This window comes from Ramlibacter sp. GCM10027632, from assembly GCF_042675325.1.
GTDB lineage: Bacteria > Pseudomonadota > Gammaproteobacteria > Burkholderiales > Burkholderiaceae_C > Ramlibacter.
In genome coordinates this window covers 69,617-82,776 of sequence record NZ_JBHTGW010000002.1, presented here as the reverse complement: position 1 = coordinate 82,776, position 13,160 = coordinate 69,617, and the positions used below count along the sequence as shown (strand labels likewise).

13 protein-coding genes are annotated in these 13,160 nt (G+C 70.1%); 4 read left to right on the top strand and 9 right to left on the bottom strand.

Features of this window, described 5'->3' with window-relative positions:
* Window positions 1-47 precede the first annotated feature (47 nt).
* On the top strand, window positions 48-1,748 hold the full coding sequence (locus ACFQZY_RS03755) for a SulP family inorganic anion transporter (protein ID WP_377412787.1): 1,701 nt from the start codon (window positions 48-50) through the stop codon (window positions 1,746-1,748).
* 32 nt (window positions 1,749-1,780) lie between these two features.
* On the opposite strand, the gene ACFQZY_RS03750 is transcribed toward ACFQZY_RS03755, so the two are convergent.
* The 7 genes from ACFQZY_RS03750 to ACFQZY_RS03720 all read right to left on the bottom strand — a co-directional run bounded on the left by ACFQZY_RS03750 (window position 1,781) and on the right by ACFQZY_RS03720 (window position 9,439).
* Window positions 1,781-2,518 (bottom strand): amino acid ABC transporter ATP-binding protein, encoded by a 738-nt coding sequence (locus ACFQZY_RS03750; protein ID WP_377412785.1) that lies wholly within the window; start codon window positions 2,516-2,518, stop codon window positions 1,781-1,783.
* 18 nt (window positions 2,519-2,536) lie between these two features.
* Window positions 2,537-3,205, bottom strand: coding sequence for an amino acid ABC transporter permease (locus ACFQZY_RS03745; RefSeq protein WP_377412783.1), 669 nt, complete (start codon window positions 3,203-3,205; stop codon window positions 2,537-2,539).
* 89 nt (window positions 3,206-3,294) lie between these two features.
* Window positions 3,295-4,017 (bottom strand): amino acid ABC transporter permease, encoded by a 723-nt coding sequence (locus ACFQZY_RS03740; protein ID WP_377412782.1) that lies wholly within the window; start codon window positions 4,015-4,017, stop codon window positions 3,295-3,297.
* Between the two features lie 104 nt (window positions 4,018-4,121).
* Window positions 4,122-5,021, bottom strand: a complete 900-nt coding sequence (locus tag ACFQZY_RS03735; protein ID WP_377412780.1) for a transporter substrate-binding domain-containing protein — start codon at window positions 5,019-5,021, stop codon at window positions 4,122-4,124.
* Window positions 5,022-5,134: 113 nt separating this feature from the next.
* Entirely contained in the window at window positions 5,135-6,556 is a 1,422-nt protein-coding gene (locus tag ACFQZY_RS03730; protein ID WP_377412778.1) for an aspartate ammonia-lyase, read from the bottom strand.
* A 93-nt stretch (window positions 6,557-6,649) separates the two neighbouring features.
* A complete protein-coding gene (locus ACFQZY_RS03725; protein ID WP_377412776.1) occupies window positions 6,650-7,594 on the bottom strand; it encodes a LysR substrate-binding domain-containing protein in 945 nt (314 codons plus the stop codon).
* Window positions 7,595-7,603: 9 nt separating this feature from the next.
* On the bottom strand, window positions 7,604-9,439 hold the full coding sequence (locus ACFQZY_RS03720; protein WP_377412774.1) for an ABCB family ABC transporter ATP-binding protein/permease: 1,836 nt from the start codon (window positions 9,437-9,439) through the stop codon (window positions 7,604-7,606).
* Window positions 9,440-9,481: 42 nt separating this feature from the next.
* Here ACFQZY_RS03720 and ACFQZY_RS03715 point away from each other — a divergent pair, with 42 nt between their 5' ends.
* The 3 genes from ACFQZY_RS03715 to ACFQZY_RS03705 all read left to right on the top strand — a co-directional run bounded on the left by ACFQZY_RS03715 (window position 9,482) and on the right by ACFQZY_RS03705 (window position 11,782).
* Window positions 9,482-9,937: an acyl-CoA thioesterase gene (locus tag ACFQZY_RS03715; RefSeq protein ID WP_377412771.1), complete on the top strand. Its 456-nt coding sequence runs from the start codon at window positions 9,482-9,484 to the stop codon at window positions 9,935-9,937.
* A gap of 27 nt (window positions 9,938-9,964) precedes the next feature.
* Entirely contained in the window at window positions 9,965-11,059 is a 1,095-nt protein-coding gene (locus ACFQZY_RS03710) for an AI-2E family transporter (RefSeq protein WP_377412769.1), read from the top strand.
* A gap of 204 nt (window positions 11,060-11,263) precedes the next feature.
* Entirely contained in the window at window positions 11,264-11,782 is a 519-nt protein-coding gene (locus tag ACFQZY_RS03705; protein ID WP_377412767.1) for a helix-turn-helix domain-containing protein, read from the top strand.
* A gap of 70 nt (window positions 11,783-11,852) precedes the next feature.
* Here ACFQZY_RS03705 and ACFQZY_RS03700 read toward each other — a convergent pair whose 3' ends face one another.
* Both ACFQZY_RS03700 and ACFQZY_RS03695 read right to left on the bottom strand, forming a co-directional pair.
* Complete coding sequence (locus tag ACFQZY_RS03700; protein ID WP_377412765.1) at window positions 11,853-12,326, bottom strand: VOC family protein; 474 nt, start codon at window positions 12,324-12,326, stop codon at window positions 11,853-11,855.
* A 43-nt stretch (window positions 12,327-12,369) separates the two neighbouring features.
* A complete protein-coding gene (locus ACFQZY_RS03695) occupies window positions 12,370-13,134 on the bottom strand; it encodes an enoyl-CoA hydratase (RefSeq protein WP_377412763.1) in 765 nt (254 codons plus the stop codon).
* Window positions 13,135-13,160 lie beyond the last annotated feature (26 nt).

Genomic DNA, 13,160 nt, shown 5'->3' with positions numbered 1-13,160 from the left:
GCGCACGCCGCGGCATTCCGCAGACCCGCCCGTCCGAGGAGGTGGGCATGCAGGTCGATGTGCACAAGGCCGTGGTCGGCGCCGGCACGATGGCGCTGATCACCCTGTGCTGGATGCTGGGCGTGGGGGCGCTCGCGGCCGGTCCGCTCGGGCCGGCGCTCACCCCGGTGGGCGTGGCCGCCGCGATCGTCTCGGCGCTGGCCGGCGGTCTGCTGGTGACGCTGCTGGCCGCGCCGCGGGCCCAGGTCACCGCCCCCTCCTCCTCGATCGCGGTGATCTACGCTGGGCTGGCTGCGACCCTCGCCGGCCGGCCGGCGCCGGAGGTCTGGGCCCTGCTGTCGCTGTGCGTGGTGGTCTGCGGGATGCTGCTGATCCTGGCCGGCACGCTGCGGGCCTGCGACGCGGTCCACTACCTGCCGCTGCCGGTGAGCATCGGCTTCATCAGCGGCATCGGCCTGCTCGTGATCGACACGCAGGTGCCCTCGCTCCTGGGCGGGCGGCCCGGGCTGCTGCAGGACGGGGCGGCGCTGGCGGCGGCGGCCGGGTCGATCCGCCCGGGCGCGCTGCTGGTGGGCGGGGTGGCGGCCCTCATCACCTGGCGCGCGCCGCGCCACCGCCATGGCGCCTACGGGCCGCTGGCGGCGCTGGCGGCCGGCACCGCGCTGCACCACGCGCTGGACGGGCTGCCCGGTCCGCTGCCCTGGGTGGGGCCGACCCTGGGCAGCGTGGACCTGGCCGCCGGCCTGGCCTGGAGCTCGGCGGTGCTGCCGGCCTACCTGTCGTCCCCCGAGTGGCTCGGCCCGGCGCTGCTGGAGGTGCTGCCCTTCGCGCTGGTGCTGGCCTTCCAGGCAGCGATGAACGGCGCGGTGACCGCCGCCTCGCTGGGCACCGTGCTCGCCACCCGCACCGACCTGTACCGGGTGCTGCAGGCGCAGGGCGTGGCCAATGTGCTGTGCGGCGGCCTGGGCGCCCTGCCGGTGTGCACCAACGCGCCGCTGTCGCTGCTGGCGGTGCGCTTCGCGCCCTATCCGCGCCTGGCGGTGCTCGCCTGCGGCTTCCTGCTCGTCGCGGCGGTGGCGGCCACCGGCTCGATCGGGCAGCTGCCGCTGGCGGCCTTCGCGGGCGTGCTGGTGGTCAGCGGCGCGCGGACCATCGACAGCCGCATCGCCGCGCTGGCGGGACGGGCGTGGCGCGGGCCGGCGCGCTGGCAGGCGGCAGCCAACCTGGGCGTCATCGCCGCCGTCGCGGGGCTCACCGTCTCAGGCCATGTGGTGCTGGGCATCGGCCTGGGCCTGGCCCTGGAGGTGCTGCTGTTCCTGTGGAACCTGCCGCGCCGGCACCCGGCCGGCACGCCGGCGGGCCGGCGCTGGCGCGACCGCTTCGCGGCCTGCGAGGCGGTGATGACCGGGCTGGGCCGCGCGAAGGTGCAGGTGCTGCGGGTGGGGGAGGCGGTGTTCTTCGGCAACGTCAGCGGCCTGACGCAGGCCCTGGCGCGGCTGCCCGCGGGCACCACGCACGTGGTGATGGACCTCTCGCGCACGCACTACCTGGACCTCACCGCCCTCCATGCCCTCGACCACGCGATGGAGCGCATCGCCGTCCAGGGCATCGAGACCCTGCTGTGCGGGGTGGACCGCGCCGGCCGGCCGCTGCGGGGGCTGCACCTGGCGGCACCCGCGCTGACGAAGCGGCCCCGCTTCGCCAGCGCCGAGGCGGCGCTGGCCACGCTGGCCACGCTGGCCGCGTGAGGCCGCGACGCTGACCGCGGCCGGCGGCGGCCTCAGTGCGCCAGGATCTTCGCCAGGAATTCCTTGGTGCGCGGCTGGCGCGCCTCGGGGTTGCCGAAGAACTCGTCCTTCGTGCAGTCCTCGAGGATGCGGCCGCCCACGTCGATGAAGATCACGCGGTTGGCCACCTTGCGCGCGAACCCCATCTCGTGCGTGACCACCATCATGGTCATGCCTTCCTTGGCCAGGCCCACCATCACGTCCAGCACCTCGCCCACCATCTCCGGGTCGAGCGCGGAGGTGGGCTCGTCGAACAGCATCACCACCGGGTCCATCGACAGCGCGCGTGCGATCGCCACGCGCTGCTGCTGGCCGCCCGAGAGCTGCCCGGGGAACTTGTCCTTGTGCGCCATCAGGCCCACGCGATCGAGCATCTTCAGCCCGCGTGCCTTGGCCTCGTCCTGGCTGCGCCCCAGCACCTTGACCTGGGCCAGGGTGAGGTTCTCGGTCACCGACAGGTGCGGGAACAGCTCGAAGTGCTGGAACACCATGCCCACGCGGCTGCGCAGCTTCGGCAGGTCGGTCTTGGGGTCGTTGACCTGCACGCCGTCCACCGTGATGGTGCCCTTCTGGATCGGCTCCAGCGCATTGACGGTCTTGATCAGGGTGGACTTGCCCGAGCCCGAGGGCCCGCACACCACCACCACGTCGCCCTTGGCGATGCTCACCGAACACTCATTGAGCACCTGCACCGGGCCGTACCACTTGGAAACGTTCTTGATCTCGATCATGTTTGCGAAGCTCCGGTCTCAGCGGATGATGGCGATGCGCTTTTGCAGGCGGCGCACCAGGGTCGACAGGCCAAAGCAGACGGCGAAGTAGACCAGTGCCGCCAGCAGGTAGGCCTCCTCGGGCCGCCCGTAGATCTTGGCGGCGGTGACGAAGCCCTTGAGCAGGTCGTAGGCGCCGATGGCGTAGACCAGCGAGGTGTCCTGGAACAGGATGATGGTCTGCGTGAGCAGCACCGGCAGCATGTTGCGGAAGGCCTGGGGGAGCACCACCAGACGCATGTTCTGCGCGTACGTCATGCCCAGGGCCTGCCCGGCGAACACCTGGCCGCGCGGGATCGACTGGATGCCCGCGCGCATGATCTCGCTGAAGTAGGCCGCCTCGAAGGCGATGAAGGTGATGATGGCCGAGGCCTCGGCGCCCACCGGGCGGCCGATGATCAGGGGCACCAGCAGGAAGAACCACAGGATCACCATCACCAGCGGGATGGAGCGCATGCCGTTGACGTAGATGGTGGCCGGGATCTCCAGCGCCTTGCGGCCGGACAGCCGCATCAGCGCCAGCAGCGTGCCGAAGAAGATGCCACCCAGCGTGGCGATCACCGTCAGCTGCACGCTGAAGATGAAGCCGTTGACGACGAACTTGGAGATGACCTCCCAGCTCACGAAGCTCAGGTCGAGGTTGCCCATGTCAGGCCTCCGTAGGGCCGCCCCAAGGCAGGCCTGCGCCCCCCCGGGGGGCAGCGAAACACACGAAGTGGCGAGCGTGGGGACTCATGTCAGTGCCCTCCCCCGGTGCCGCCGGCGACGATGAAGCCGGGGATGGCCAGCCGCTTCTCGACGAAGGCGAAGACCCGGTTCACAGCGAAGGCCGACAGCGCGTACAGGCCGGTCACCGCCAGGTAGATCTCGATGCCGCGCGAGGTCTCCTCCTGCGCCTGCATGGCGAACATGGTGAGCTCGGCGATGGACACCGCGAAGGCCACCGAGGAGTTCTTCAGCAGGTTCATGGACTCGCTGGTCAGCGGCGGCAGGATGATGCGGAACGCCATCGGCAGCAGCACGTAGCGGTAGGTCTGCCAGGTGGTGAAGCCCATGGCCATGCCGGCATAGCGCTGGCCGCGCGGCAGGGCCTGGATGCCCGCCCTCACCTGCTCGGCGATGCGCGCCGAGGTGAAGAAGCCCAGGGCGAAGACCACCAGCAGGAAGCCCGGCACCTGCTGGAACGCCGGGAAGGCCTTGGGCAGCACGAAGTACCAGATGAACAGCTGCACCAGGATCGGGATGTTGCGGAACAACTCGACCCAGGCATTGGCCAGGCGCACCAGCCAGGGGCTGTTCGGCAGCGTGCGCAGCGTGCCGATCACCGCGCCGGTGACCACGGCCACCACCCAGGCGCAGCCGGCGACCGCGAGGGTCCAGCGCCAGGCCTCGAACATCCACTCGAGGTAGGTGCGGCCGCTGCCGTCGTCATTGAGGAATACCTGCCAATCCCATGTCATGTGCTCTGGCCTCCGTCGGGGCGTCCGTCGTGTATGGAGTGGAAACAAAAAGCCCCGCCGGCGCAAGTGGCGGGCGGGGCCTCGGCTCGCGGGTCAGGCCAGGATCACTTCTTGGCGTAGTCCTCGACGGGCTTGTCGTTGGGGGCAGCCCAGGCCGACTTGGTGGCCTCGCTGGCCGGCAGGCCCACGCGGGTGTTCTTCGGGGGGATCGGCTGCATGAACCACTTGTCGTAGATCTTCGCGATCTCGCCGGTGCGGGCCAGGTCGCGGATGGTGTCGTCGGCCACCTTCTTGAAGGCCGGGTCGTCCTTGCGAAGCATGATCGCGATGGGCTCGACGCTCAGGACCTCGCCGACGATGCGGAACTCGCCCGGGTTCTTGGCGGTGGCGATGTTGCCGGCCAGGATCTGGCCGTCCATCACGAAGGCATCGGCGCGGCCGGACTCCAGCAGCAGGAAGCTGTCGGCATGGTCCTTGCCGAAGACCTCCTTGAAGTCGACGTTGTTGGCGCGCTCGTGCTTGCGAAGCAGCTGCACGGAGGTGGTGCCGGTGGTGGTGGCGACGTTCTTGTCCTTGAGCTGCGCGATCGAGGTGATGCCGGAGGCGGCCTTGACCGCGATGCGCACTTCCTCGACGTAGGTGGTCAGGGCGAAGGCCACGTCCTTCTGGCGGGTGGCGTTGTTGGTGGTGGAGCCGCACTCGATGTCGACGGTGCCGTTCTGCACCAGGGGGATGCGGTTCTGCGAGGTGACCGGCTGGTACTTCACGTCCAGCTTGCGGCCCACGGCCTTTTCCACGTTGCCGATGATGCGCTGGCAGATCTCCACGTGGTAGCCCGCGTACTTGCCGTCACCGAGGGTGAACGACAGCGCGCCGGAGGAATCGCGCACGCCCATGGTGATGACGCCCGAGGCCTTGACCTTGGCCAGGGTGTCGTTGGCCTGGGCGAAGGCCGCGCCGGTGGCGAGGGTGGCCACTGCGAGGGCGAGGATCTGCTTCTTCATCATCTTCTCCTAGTAGGAACGTTCGATATCCGCGGCAACCGGCGGAATCGGGAAAGAACCGCAAGCTTATAGCAGGAGTCGTGCCTCGATCCCCCTGGTTCACCCTGGCCCGATCACCCCTCGTCCCGCAAGGGCTGGGTGAGCTTCTCGGGCACCAGCAGGGCCTCGACCTGGGCACGGGTGAGGATGCCCAGCGCCTCGGCGATCTCGTCGATCGGCCGGCCGGTGGCGATGGCGGTCTTGGCGATCAGGGCCGCCTTTTCGTAGCCGATGATGGGGTTCAGGGCCGTCACCAGCGTCACCGAGTCACGCACCCGCCGCTCCAGCAGCGGCAGGTTCGGCTCGATGCCCACCACGCAGTGCTCGCGCAGCGTGCGGCAGGCATTGGCCAGGTGCTCGATGCTCTTGAACAGGCTCCAGCCCATGATCGGCTCGAAGGCATTGAGCTGCAGCTGGCCGGCCTCGGAGGCCATGGTGACGGTCATGTCATTGCCGATCACCTCGAAGGCCACCTGGTTCATGACCTCCGGGATCACCGGGTTGACCTTGCCCGGCATGATCGACGAGCCGGCCTGCCGGGGCGGCAGGCGGATGTCCCCGAAGCCGGCCTGCGGCCCGCTGGACAGCAGGCGCAGGTCGTTGCAGGTCTTGGACAGCTTGGTGGCCACCCGCTTGAGCACACCGGACAGCTGCACGAACGCCCCGGTGTCCTGCGTGGCCTCGACCAGGTTCTTCGACTTCACCACCGGGATGCCGCTGACCTCGGCGAGCAGGCTGCAGGCCAGGTCGGCATAGCCGTGGGGCGCGTTGATGCCGGTGCCGATGGCGGTGGCGCCCAGGTTGATCTCCTGGATCAGGGCGCGCGCCTCGCGCAGGCGGTCCTCGTCCTCCTCGAGCATGACCGCATAGGTGGAGAACTCCTGGCCCAGCGTCATCGGCACCGCGTCCTGCAGCTGGGTGCGGCCGATCTTGAGGATGTCCTTGAATTCCTCCGCCTTGGCCTCGAAGGCCTGGCGCAGGTCGGCCATCGACACCAGGAGCCGGTCGATGCCGGCCCACAGCGCCAGCCGCACCGCGGTGGGGTAGACGTCGTTGGTGCTCTGGGAGGCGTTGACGTGGTCGTTGGGGTGCAGCACGTCGTAGCGCCCCTTCTCGAACCCCATCTTCTCCAGCGCGAGGTTGGCGATGACCTCGTTGGCGTTCATGTTGGTGGAGGTGCCGGCGCCGCCCTGGATCACGTCGACCACGAACTGGTCGTGGAATTCGCCGGCGATGAGGCGGTCGCAGGCGTGCAGGATGGCCCAGCACCGCGCCTCGTCCAGCACCCGCAGCTGCAGGTTGGCGCGCGCCGCCGCCTTCTTCACGTGGCCGAAGGCGCGTATGAGGTCCGGCATGGCCGAAACGGTGGTGCCGGAGATCGGGAAGTTCTCCACTGCGCGGGCGGTGTGCACGCCCCAGTAGGCACTGGAGGGGATGGGCTTGTCGCCCAGGAAGTCGTGCTCGATGCGAAAGCCTGCGGGCGGGTTCTGGGTCATGGCGGGCCACCTCCGTGCTGGCCGGTGAGGCAACTGTAGGCCCGCCCGGACCGGCTGGCCAATGCCGCTTCGGCTGCCCCCCATGCCGGAAGGTTATCGGGCCGCCGCGCCCCCGCCTTCGGCCAGGAAGTCCCACAGGCCCTGCGCGCTGCGCTTGGCCGGTTCGCGGCCGGCCGCGGGGCGCTCGCGGTAGGCGCGGATGTCCATCGCCATCTCCAGCGCCGCCGGCTCGCCCGGCGGCGCGGCATGCACCAGCCGCCGCTCGCGCAGCTCGCGGCGCACCGCGCTGGCAGGCAGGAAGGCCACGCCATGGCCCTCCAGGGCCATCACCTTCAGGCCCTCGGCCATGTCGGTCTCGTAGACCCGGTCCAGGTGGACGGGGGTGGGCGCATTCTTCAGGATCAGGTCGGCGACCCCGCCGAGGTAGGCGCCGGGCGCATAGCCCAGGTAGGGCAGCGGGTGGCCGGCGCGCCCGGGCAGCGGGAACATCGGCAGGCCCTGATCGTCCGGCTTGCAGAAGGGGGCCAGGATCTCCTGGCCGAGGCTGACCATCTCGTAGCGGTCGGCGTCCAGCGGCAGGGGCTGGGCCTCGTGGTGGTAGGCGATCAGCAGGTCGCAGCCGCCCTCGACCAGGCGCATCACCGCGTCGTGCACGTTCAGCGCGATCAGCCGGCTCCTGATGGGGCCGAAGCGCTCACGCAGGCTGGAGACCCAGGCCGGGAAGAAGGTGAAGGCCAGGGTGTGGGGCACGGCGAACTCGATCACGTCCTTGCCCGCGGCCGACTGCCCGCGCAGCATGGCGCGGGTGCTTTGCAGCGTCTGCAGCATCTCCAGCGCCTGCGCGTACAGGGTCTGGCCGGCGGGGGTCAGCCGCGTGGGGTAGGAACTGCGGTCCACCAGGTCGCAGCCGGCCCAGGCCTCCAGCGCCTGGATCCGCCGGGAGAACGCGGGCTGGGTCACGTGCCGCAGCTGCGCGGAGCGGCTGAAGCTGCGCGTCTCGGCCAGGCTGACGAAGTCCTCGAGCCACTTGGTTTCCATGGCCGGATGTTAAGCCTCGGCCTCCTGGCCCTGCTCACGCTGGCTTTGCTGCAGCGCCCACATGGCGGCATAGCGCTGGCCCAGCGCCAGCAGCTGCGCGTGGGTGCCGCGCTCGATGATCCGGCCGGCGTCCATCACCAGGATTTCGTGCGCGTCGACCACCGTGGACAGCCGGTGCGCGATCACCAGCGCCGTCTTGCCTCGGGCAGCCGACTTCAGTTCGGCCTGGATGGCGCGCTCGTTGGCCGAGTCCAGCGCCGAGGTGGCCTCGTCGAAGATCAGGATCGGCGGGTCCTTCAGCAAGGTGCGGGCGATAGCCACGCGCTGCTTCTCGCCGCCCGAGAGCTTGAGCCCGCGCTCGCCCACCATGGTCTGGTACCCCTTGGGCGTGGCGGCGATGAAGGCGTGGATGTGGGCCGCCTTCGCCGCCGCCTCCACCTCGGCATGCGAGGCGCCGGGGCGGCCGTACGCGATGTTGTATTCGACCGTGTCGTTGAACAGCACCGTGTCCTGCGGCACGATGCCGATGGCGGCGCGCACGCTGGCCTGGGTCACCTCGCGGATGTCCTGGCCGGCGATGCGGATGCAGCCGCCCTGCACGTCGTAGAAGCGATAGAGCAGGCGCGCCAGGGTGCTCTTGCCCGAGCCGGAGGGCCCGACCACCGCCACCGTGCGGCCGGCCGGGATCTCGAAGCTCACGTCGTGCAGGATCTCGCGTGCCGGCTCGTAGCCGAAGCGCACATGCTCGAAGCGCACCGTGGGCTGGTGCAGGCCCGCCAGCGCCGGCGCACCGGGGCGGTCGGCCACCTCGCGCTCACGCTCCATCAGCGCGAACATGCGGTCCAGGTCCGTGAGGCTCTGCTTGATCTCGCGATACAGCACGCCCAGGAAGTTGAGCGGGATGTACAGCTGGATCATGAAGGCGTTGATCATCACCAGGTCGCCCAGCGTCAGGCGCCCCTCGACCACGCCCTGCGTGGCCCGCCACAGCATCGCCACCAGGGCCACCGCGATGATCAGCTGCTGGCCGGTGTTGAGGATGGACAGCGTGGTCTGCGACTTCAGCCGCGACCGGCGCAGGCGCTCCAGGCTCTCGTCATAGCGGCGGGCCTCGAAGCCCTCGTTGTTGAAGTACTTGACCGTCTCGTAGTTCAGGAGGGAGTCGACCGCGCGGGTGTGGGCCGCGGAGTCGAACTCGTTGGCCTCGCGCCGGAACTTGGTGCGCCACTCGGTGATGGTCACGGTGAAGACGATGTAGACCGCGAGCGCCAGCACCGTGATGCCGGCGAACCACAGGTCGAACTTCACCGCCAGGATGGTGAGCACCAGCGCGGTCTCGATCAGCGTGGGCACCACGCTGTAGAGGGAGTAGGAGATCAGCGACTCGATGCCGCGCACGCCGCGCTCGATATCGCGGGTCATGCCGCCGGTCTGGCGCTCGAGGTGGAAGCGCAGGCTCAGCGCGTGCAGGTGCTCGAAGGTCTGCAGCGCGATGCTGCGCGCCGCGCCGTGGGTGGCCTTGGCGAAAACCAGCTCGCGCAGCTCGGTGAACAGCGAGGTCGACAGCCGCAGCATCCCGTACCCCACCAGCAGCCCCGCGGGCACCGCCAGCATCACGGCGGCGGGGCCGAGCTTCGGCGTCATGGTGTCCACCAGGTCCTTGAGCACCAGCGGCACGGACACGTTGGCCAGCTTGGCGCCGACCATGAAGGCCAGGGCCGCCAGCACGCGCCAGCGGTACTGCCAGAGGTAGGGCGCCAGCCGGCGCAGCGTCGTCCAGTCGCTGCGGGTGCGCGGCTGGCCGGGGACGGGAAGGGCTTGGGTGGAATCGCCGTAGCGGCGCATGGCGGAGAATCTGCTCAGGTGAATTGAATGGAGATTGTGCCCATGTCCGCGCCGCCCCTGGACCCTGCCGGCCGCCCCGGCGAGCCCCCGACCGCCCGCCCCTACGCGCCCCTGCCCACGGGCCAGGAGCTGGCCCTCAAGGTCACGCCCATGCCCAGCGACACCAACGCCAACGGCGACATCTTCGGCGGCTGGGTCATGGCGCAGGTGGACATCGCCGGCGCGGTGGCCGCCGCGCGCATCACCCAGGGCCGCATGGCCACGGTGGCGGTGAACGAGTTCCTGTTCAAGCACCCGGTGCGGGTGGGCGACATCCTCTCCTTCTTCACCGAGGTGGTGCGCACCGGCCGCACCTCGGTCACGATCAAGGTCGAGGTCTATGCCGAGGCCTTCGGCGCCCAGGGCCGCTTCGTCAAGGTGACCGAGGCGCGGCTGACCTACGTGGCCATCGACGAGCGCGGCCAGCCGCGGCCCCTGCCGGCCGCCCCGGCCGCCTGACGCCCCGGTTGCCCGATACTGCCGGCCATGTCCCGCCCCGACCCCCACAGCCCGCCGTCCCTGGAACACCGCAACCTGGCCTGGCTGGCCATGGCGCTGTCGGCGGGCTTCGTCCTGATCGTCTGGCCCCTGTTCGGCGCGGTGCTCTGGGCGGTGTTCATCGCCATCGTCTTCGACCCGCTGCACCGGCGCGTGGAGCAGCAGGTGGGCGGGCGCAGCCCCAACCTGGCGGCGTTCCTCACCCTCACGCTGGTGGTGCTGATCGTGATCCTGCCCCTGATCATGGTGGCCACCGCGGTGGTCCAGGAGACGGCGGACGTGGTGCAGCGGGTGCGCTCAGGCCAGATCGACTTCGCGGGCCAGATCCAGGCCCTGTTCGATGCCCTGCCCGCCTGGGTGCGTTCCATCATGGACCGGTTCGGGCTGTTCAACCTCGCGGCGCTGCAGCGGCAGCTGTCCACCCTGCTGGCCGGCAGCGGCCAGTTCATCACCACCCACCTGGTGGGCCTGGGCCAGGGCACGCTGGACTTCGTCGTGGCCCTGTTCGTCATGCTGTACGTGCTGTACTTCCTGCTGCGGGACGGCCGCCAGCTGGCCGCGCGGATCGTGCGCACCGCGCCGCTGGAGGACGACCATGTCCGGCAGCTGATGGCGCAGTTCGTCACCGTGGTGCGGGCCACGGTCAAGGGCAACCTCCTGATCGCCCTGGTCCAGGGCCTGCTCGGCGGCGTGGCCTTCGCCTTCCTGGGCCTGCCCGGTGCGCTCCTGTGGGGGACGCTGATGGCCCTGCTGTCGCTGCTGCCGGCGGTGGGCGCGGCGATGGTCTGGGGGCCGGTCGCGGCCTGGTTCGTTTTCAACGGGCAGGTCCTGTCCGCCCTCGGGCTGACCCTGTGGGGCGTGCTCGTGATCGGCCTGGTCGACAACTTCCTGCGGCCGATCCTCGTGGGCAAGGACACCCGGATGCCGGATTACCTGGTGCTGGTGGCCACCCTGGGCGGCATCGCCGTCTTCGGCATCAACGGCTTCGTGATCGGGCCGGTGATCGCCGCCATGTTCCTGGTGGCCTGGAACCTCCTCTCCGGCCTGCGCCGCCGCCCGGACGGCGGCAGCCCCGGCGCCTGACCGGAAAGCGGCCTGCACGGCCGTCGCAGCGCCGGCCTTGACTACTTCGTAACTGTCATCGAAGGGGCGATTTTTCGCCCACGCCATCCCCATGATCATGTGATCTCGTCTATCATTGGGTCAGACTTAACGTTCCACAAATCTGTTGTTGACCTGCCTCCTAGACCGAAGCGGCTACATACCAGACAAAGGAAAGGCCCTGACATGACCAATCTGGCGAACGCTCTCAAGAGCGAGATCACCCTGGTGGCCCACAAGGCCCTGCGCGACGAGGCGCAGCAATTCAAGAAAGCCACCGCCAGCTACCACCGAGAGATCGCCGCCCTCCAGCGCCGCGTCGAGATGCTCGAGCGCCTGCTGGAGCGACTGCGCGATGAACCGGCCAAGGCCCTGCCCCCGCGTGCGCCCCGCGCGCCGCGGCCCAAGGCGCTGGTGGAGATCGACCCGAGCGAGGCCGAGGCCCACCCGCTGCGGTTTTCCGCCAAGGGCTTCGCCAAGCTGCGCCAGCGCCTGGGCCTGTCCGCCGCGGCCATGGGTGCCCTGCTGGGGGTGACCGCGCAGTCCGTCTACAAATGGGAGGACGGCAAGGCCCGTCCCCGGGCCAGCCAGCTGCAGGCCATTGCCGCCGCGCGCAAGCTCGGCAAGCGGGAGGCCGCCGCCAAGCTCGCCGAGATGAACCACGTCGACGAGCCCGACGAGGCGCCGCCGGTGGTCACCCACTGACGCAGGTTCACGCAAGGGGCGCTCGGCGCCCCTTGCCATTCCTGGCGGGTCCCGGTGCCGGCGGGCCGGGTCAGGGAATGTCGAAGGCCTCCTGCAGCCGGGAGATGTCGGGCTTTCCCATGGCCTGCACCGCCGCCAGCACGCGCTGGCGGCGCGCCGCGTCAGGGTGCTGCAGCATCTCGCGCAGTTCGGTGGGCACGACCTGCCAGGACACGCCCCAGCGGTCCCGGAGCCAGCCGCCCCGCTCGGCGGCCGGGTCGGCCGACAGCTGCGCCCAGTAGTGGTCCACCTCGTCCTGCGAATCGCAGTCGATCACGAGGGACAGGGCTGACGTGAAGCCGGCAGGCGGGCCGCCGTTCAGGGCCACGAAGGGCTGGCCGTCCAGCTCGAAATCCACCGTCTGCACCGCGCCCTGCGGCAGCGGCCCGCCCGCGCCGTGGCGGGTGACGGCGGTGACTCGGGAATTGGGGAAGGCCGAGACATAGTGCGTCACGGCCTCCTCGGCCTCGGTGTCGAACCACAGGCAGCAGCGGGTGTGGGGCATGGCCGGCCTTTCCTGCCCGCCGGCGCGCCCGGTGGCGGGCGCTTCAGACCCGGGAGAAATCGGGCTTGCGCTTGTCCAGGAAGGCGCCGAAGGCCTCCTTGGCCGCGGGCTCGGTGAGCATGCGGCCAAAGATAGCACCTTCCTCCTGCATCTGCTGCGCGACGAGGGCGGCCTGGCCCTGCTTCATGAGGCGCTTGGTCTCCTGCAGCGAGGTGCGCGGCTTGGCGGCCAGCTTGCGCGCCTGGGCCTGGGCCAGGGCCGCCGCCTCGGAGGGCGGCACGACGCGATTGACCAGGCCCACCTCCAGGGCCGCCTCGGCCATGAAGGGCTCGCCGAGCATCAGGGCCTCGGCGGCGCGCTGGTGCCCGAGCAGGCGGGGCAGCAGCAGGCTGGAGGCGGCCTCGGGGCACAGGCCCAGGTTCACGAAGGGCAGCGAGAACATCGCGTTGTCGCCGGCGTAGACCAGGTCGCAGTGCAGCAGCATCGTGGTGCCGATGCCCACGGCCGGCCCGCACACCGCGGCGACCACGGGCTTGGGGAAGCCGGCCAGCGCGCGCAGGAAGCGGAACACCGGGGCGTCGTGCGAGGACGGCGGCGTCTCCAGGAAGTCGGCGATGTCGTTGCCCGCGGAGAAGACCGTCTCGTTGCCCTGGAACACCACCACCCGCACGGCCTCGTCAGCGCGCGCGGCCTCCAGCGCGTCGGCCAGGGCAGCGTACATCGCGGCGGTGATGGAGTTCTTGCGCTGCGGGCGGTTGAAGGTGATGGTGAAGACGCCGGATTCGGCGTGGACGAGGATGTCGCTCATGTCGTGTCGTTTCGTTGTCTGTGGCA

Coding starts and splice junctions, on each gene's coding strand:
- ACFQZY_RS03755 (WP_377412787.1), top strand. CDS start 48: ATGCAGGTCGATGTGCACAAGGCCGTGGTCGGCGCCGGCACGATGGCG.
- ACFQZY_RS03750 (WP_377412785.1), bottom strand. CDS start 2,518: ATGATCGAGATCAAGAACGTTTCCAAGTGGTACGGCCCGGTGCAGGTG.
- ACFQZY_RS03745 (WP_377412783.1), bottom strand. CDS start 3,205: ATGGGCAACCTCGACCTGAGCTTCGTGAGCTGGGAGGTCATCTCCAAG.
- ACFQZY_RS03740 (WP_377412782.1), bottom strand. CDS start 4,017: ATGACATGGGATTGGCAGGTATTCCTCAATGACGACGGCAGCGGCCGC.
- ACFQZY_RS03735 (WP_377412780.1), bottom strand. CDS start 5,021: ATGAAGAAGCAGATCCTCGCCCTCGCAGTGGCCACCCTCGCCACCGGC.
- ACFQZY_RS03730 (WP_377412778.1), bottom strand. CDS start 6,556: ATGACCCAGAACCCGCCCGCAGGCTTTCGCATCGAGCACGACTTCCTG.
- ACFQZY_RS03725 (WP_377412776.1), bottom strand. CDS start 7,594: ATGGAAACCAAGTGGCTCGAGGACTTCGTCAGCCTGGCCGAGACGCGC.
- ACFQZY_RS03720 (WP_377412774.1), bottom strand. CDS start 9,439: ATGCGCCGCTACGGCGATTCCACCCAAGCCCTTCCCGTCCCCGGCCAG.
- ACFQZY_RS03715 (WP_377412771.1), top strand. CDS start 9,482: ATGTCCGCGCCGCCCCTGGACCCTGCCGGCCGCCCCGGCGAGCCCCCG.
- ACFQZY_RS03710 (WP_377412769.1), top strand. CDS start 9,965: ATGTCCCGCCCCGACCCCCACAGCCCGCCGTCCCTGGAACACCGCAAC.
- ACFQZY_RS03705 (WP_377412767.1), top strand. CDS start 11,264: ATGACCAATCTGGCGAACGCTCTCAAGAGCGAGATCACCCTGGTGGCC.
- ACFQZY_RS03700 (WP_377412765.1), bottom strand. CDS start 12,326: ATGCCCCACACCCGCTGCTGCCTGTGGTTCGACACCGAGGCCGAGGAG.
- ACFQZY_RS03695 (WP_377412763.1), bottom strand. CDS start 13,134: ATGAGCGACATCCTCGTCCACGCCGAATCCGGCGTCTTCACCATCACC.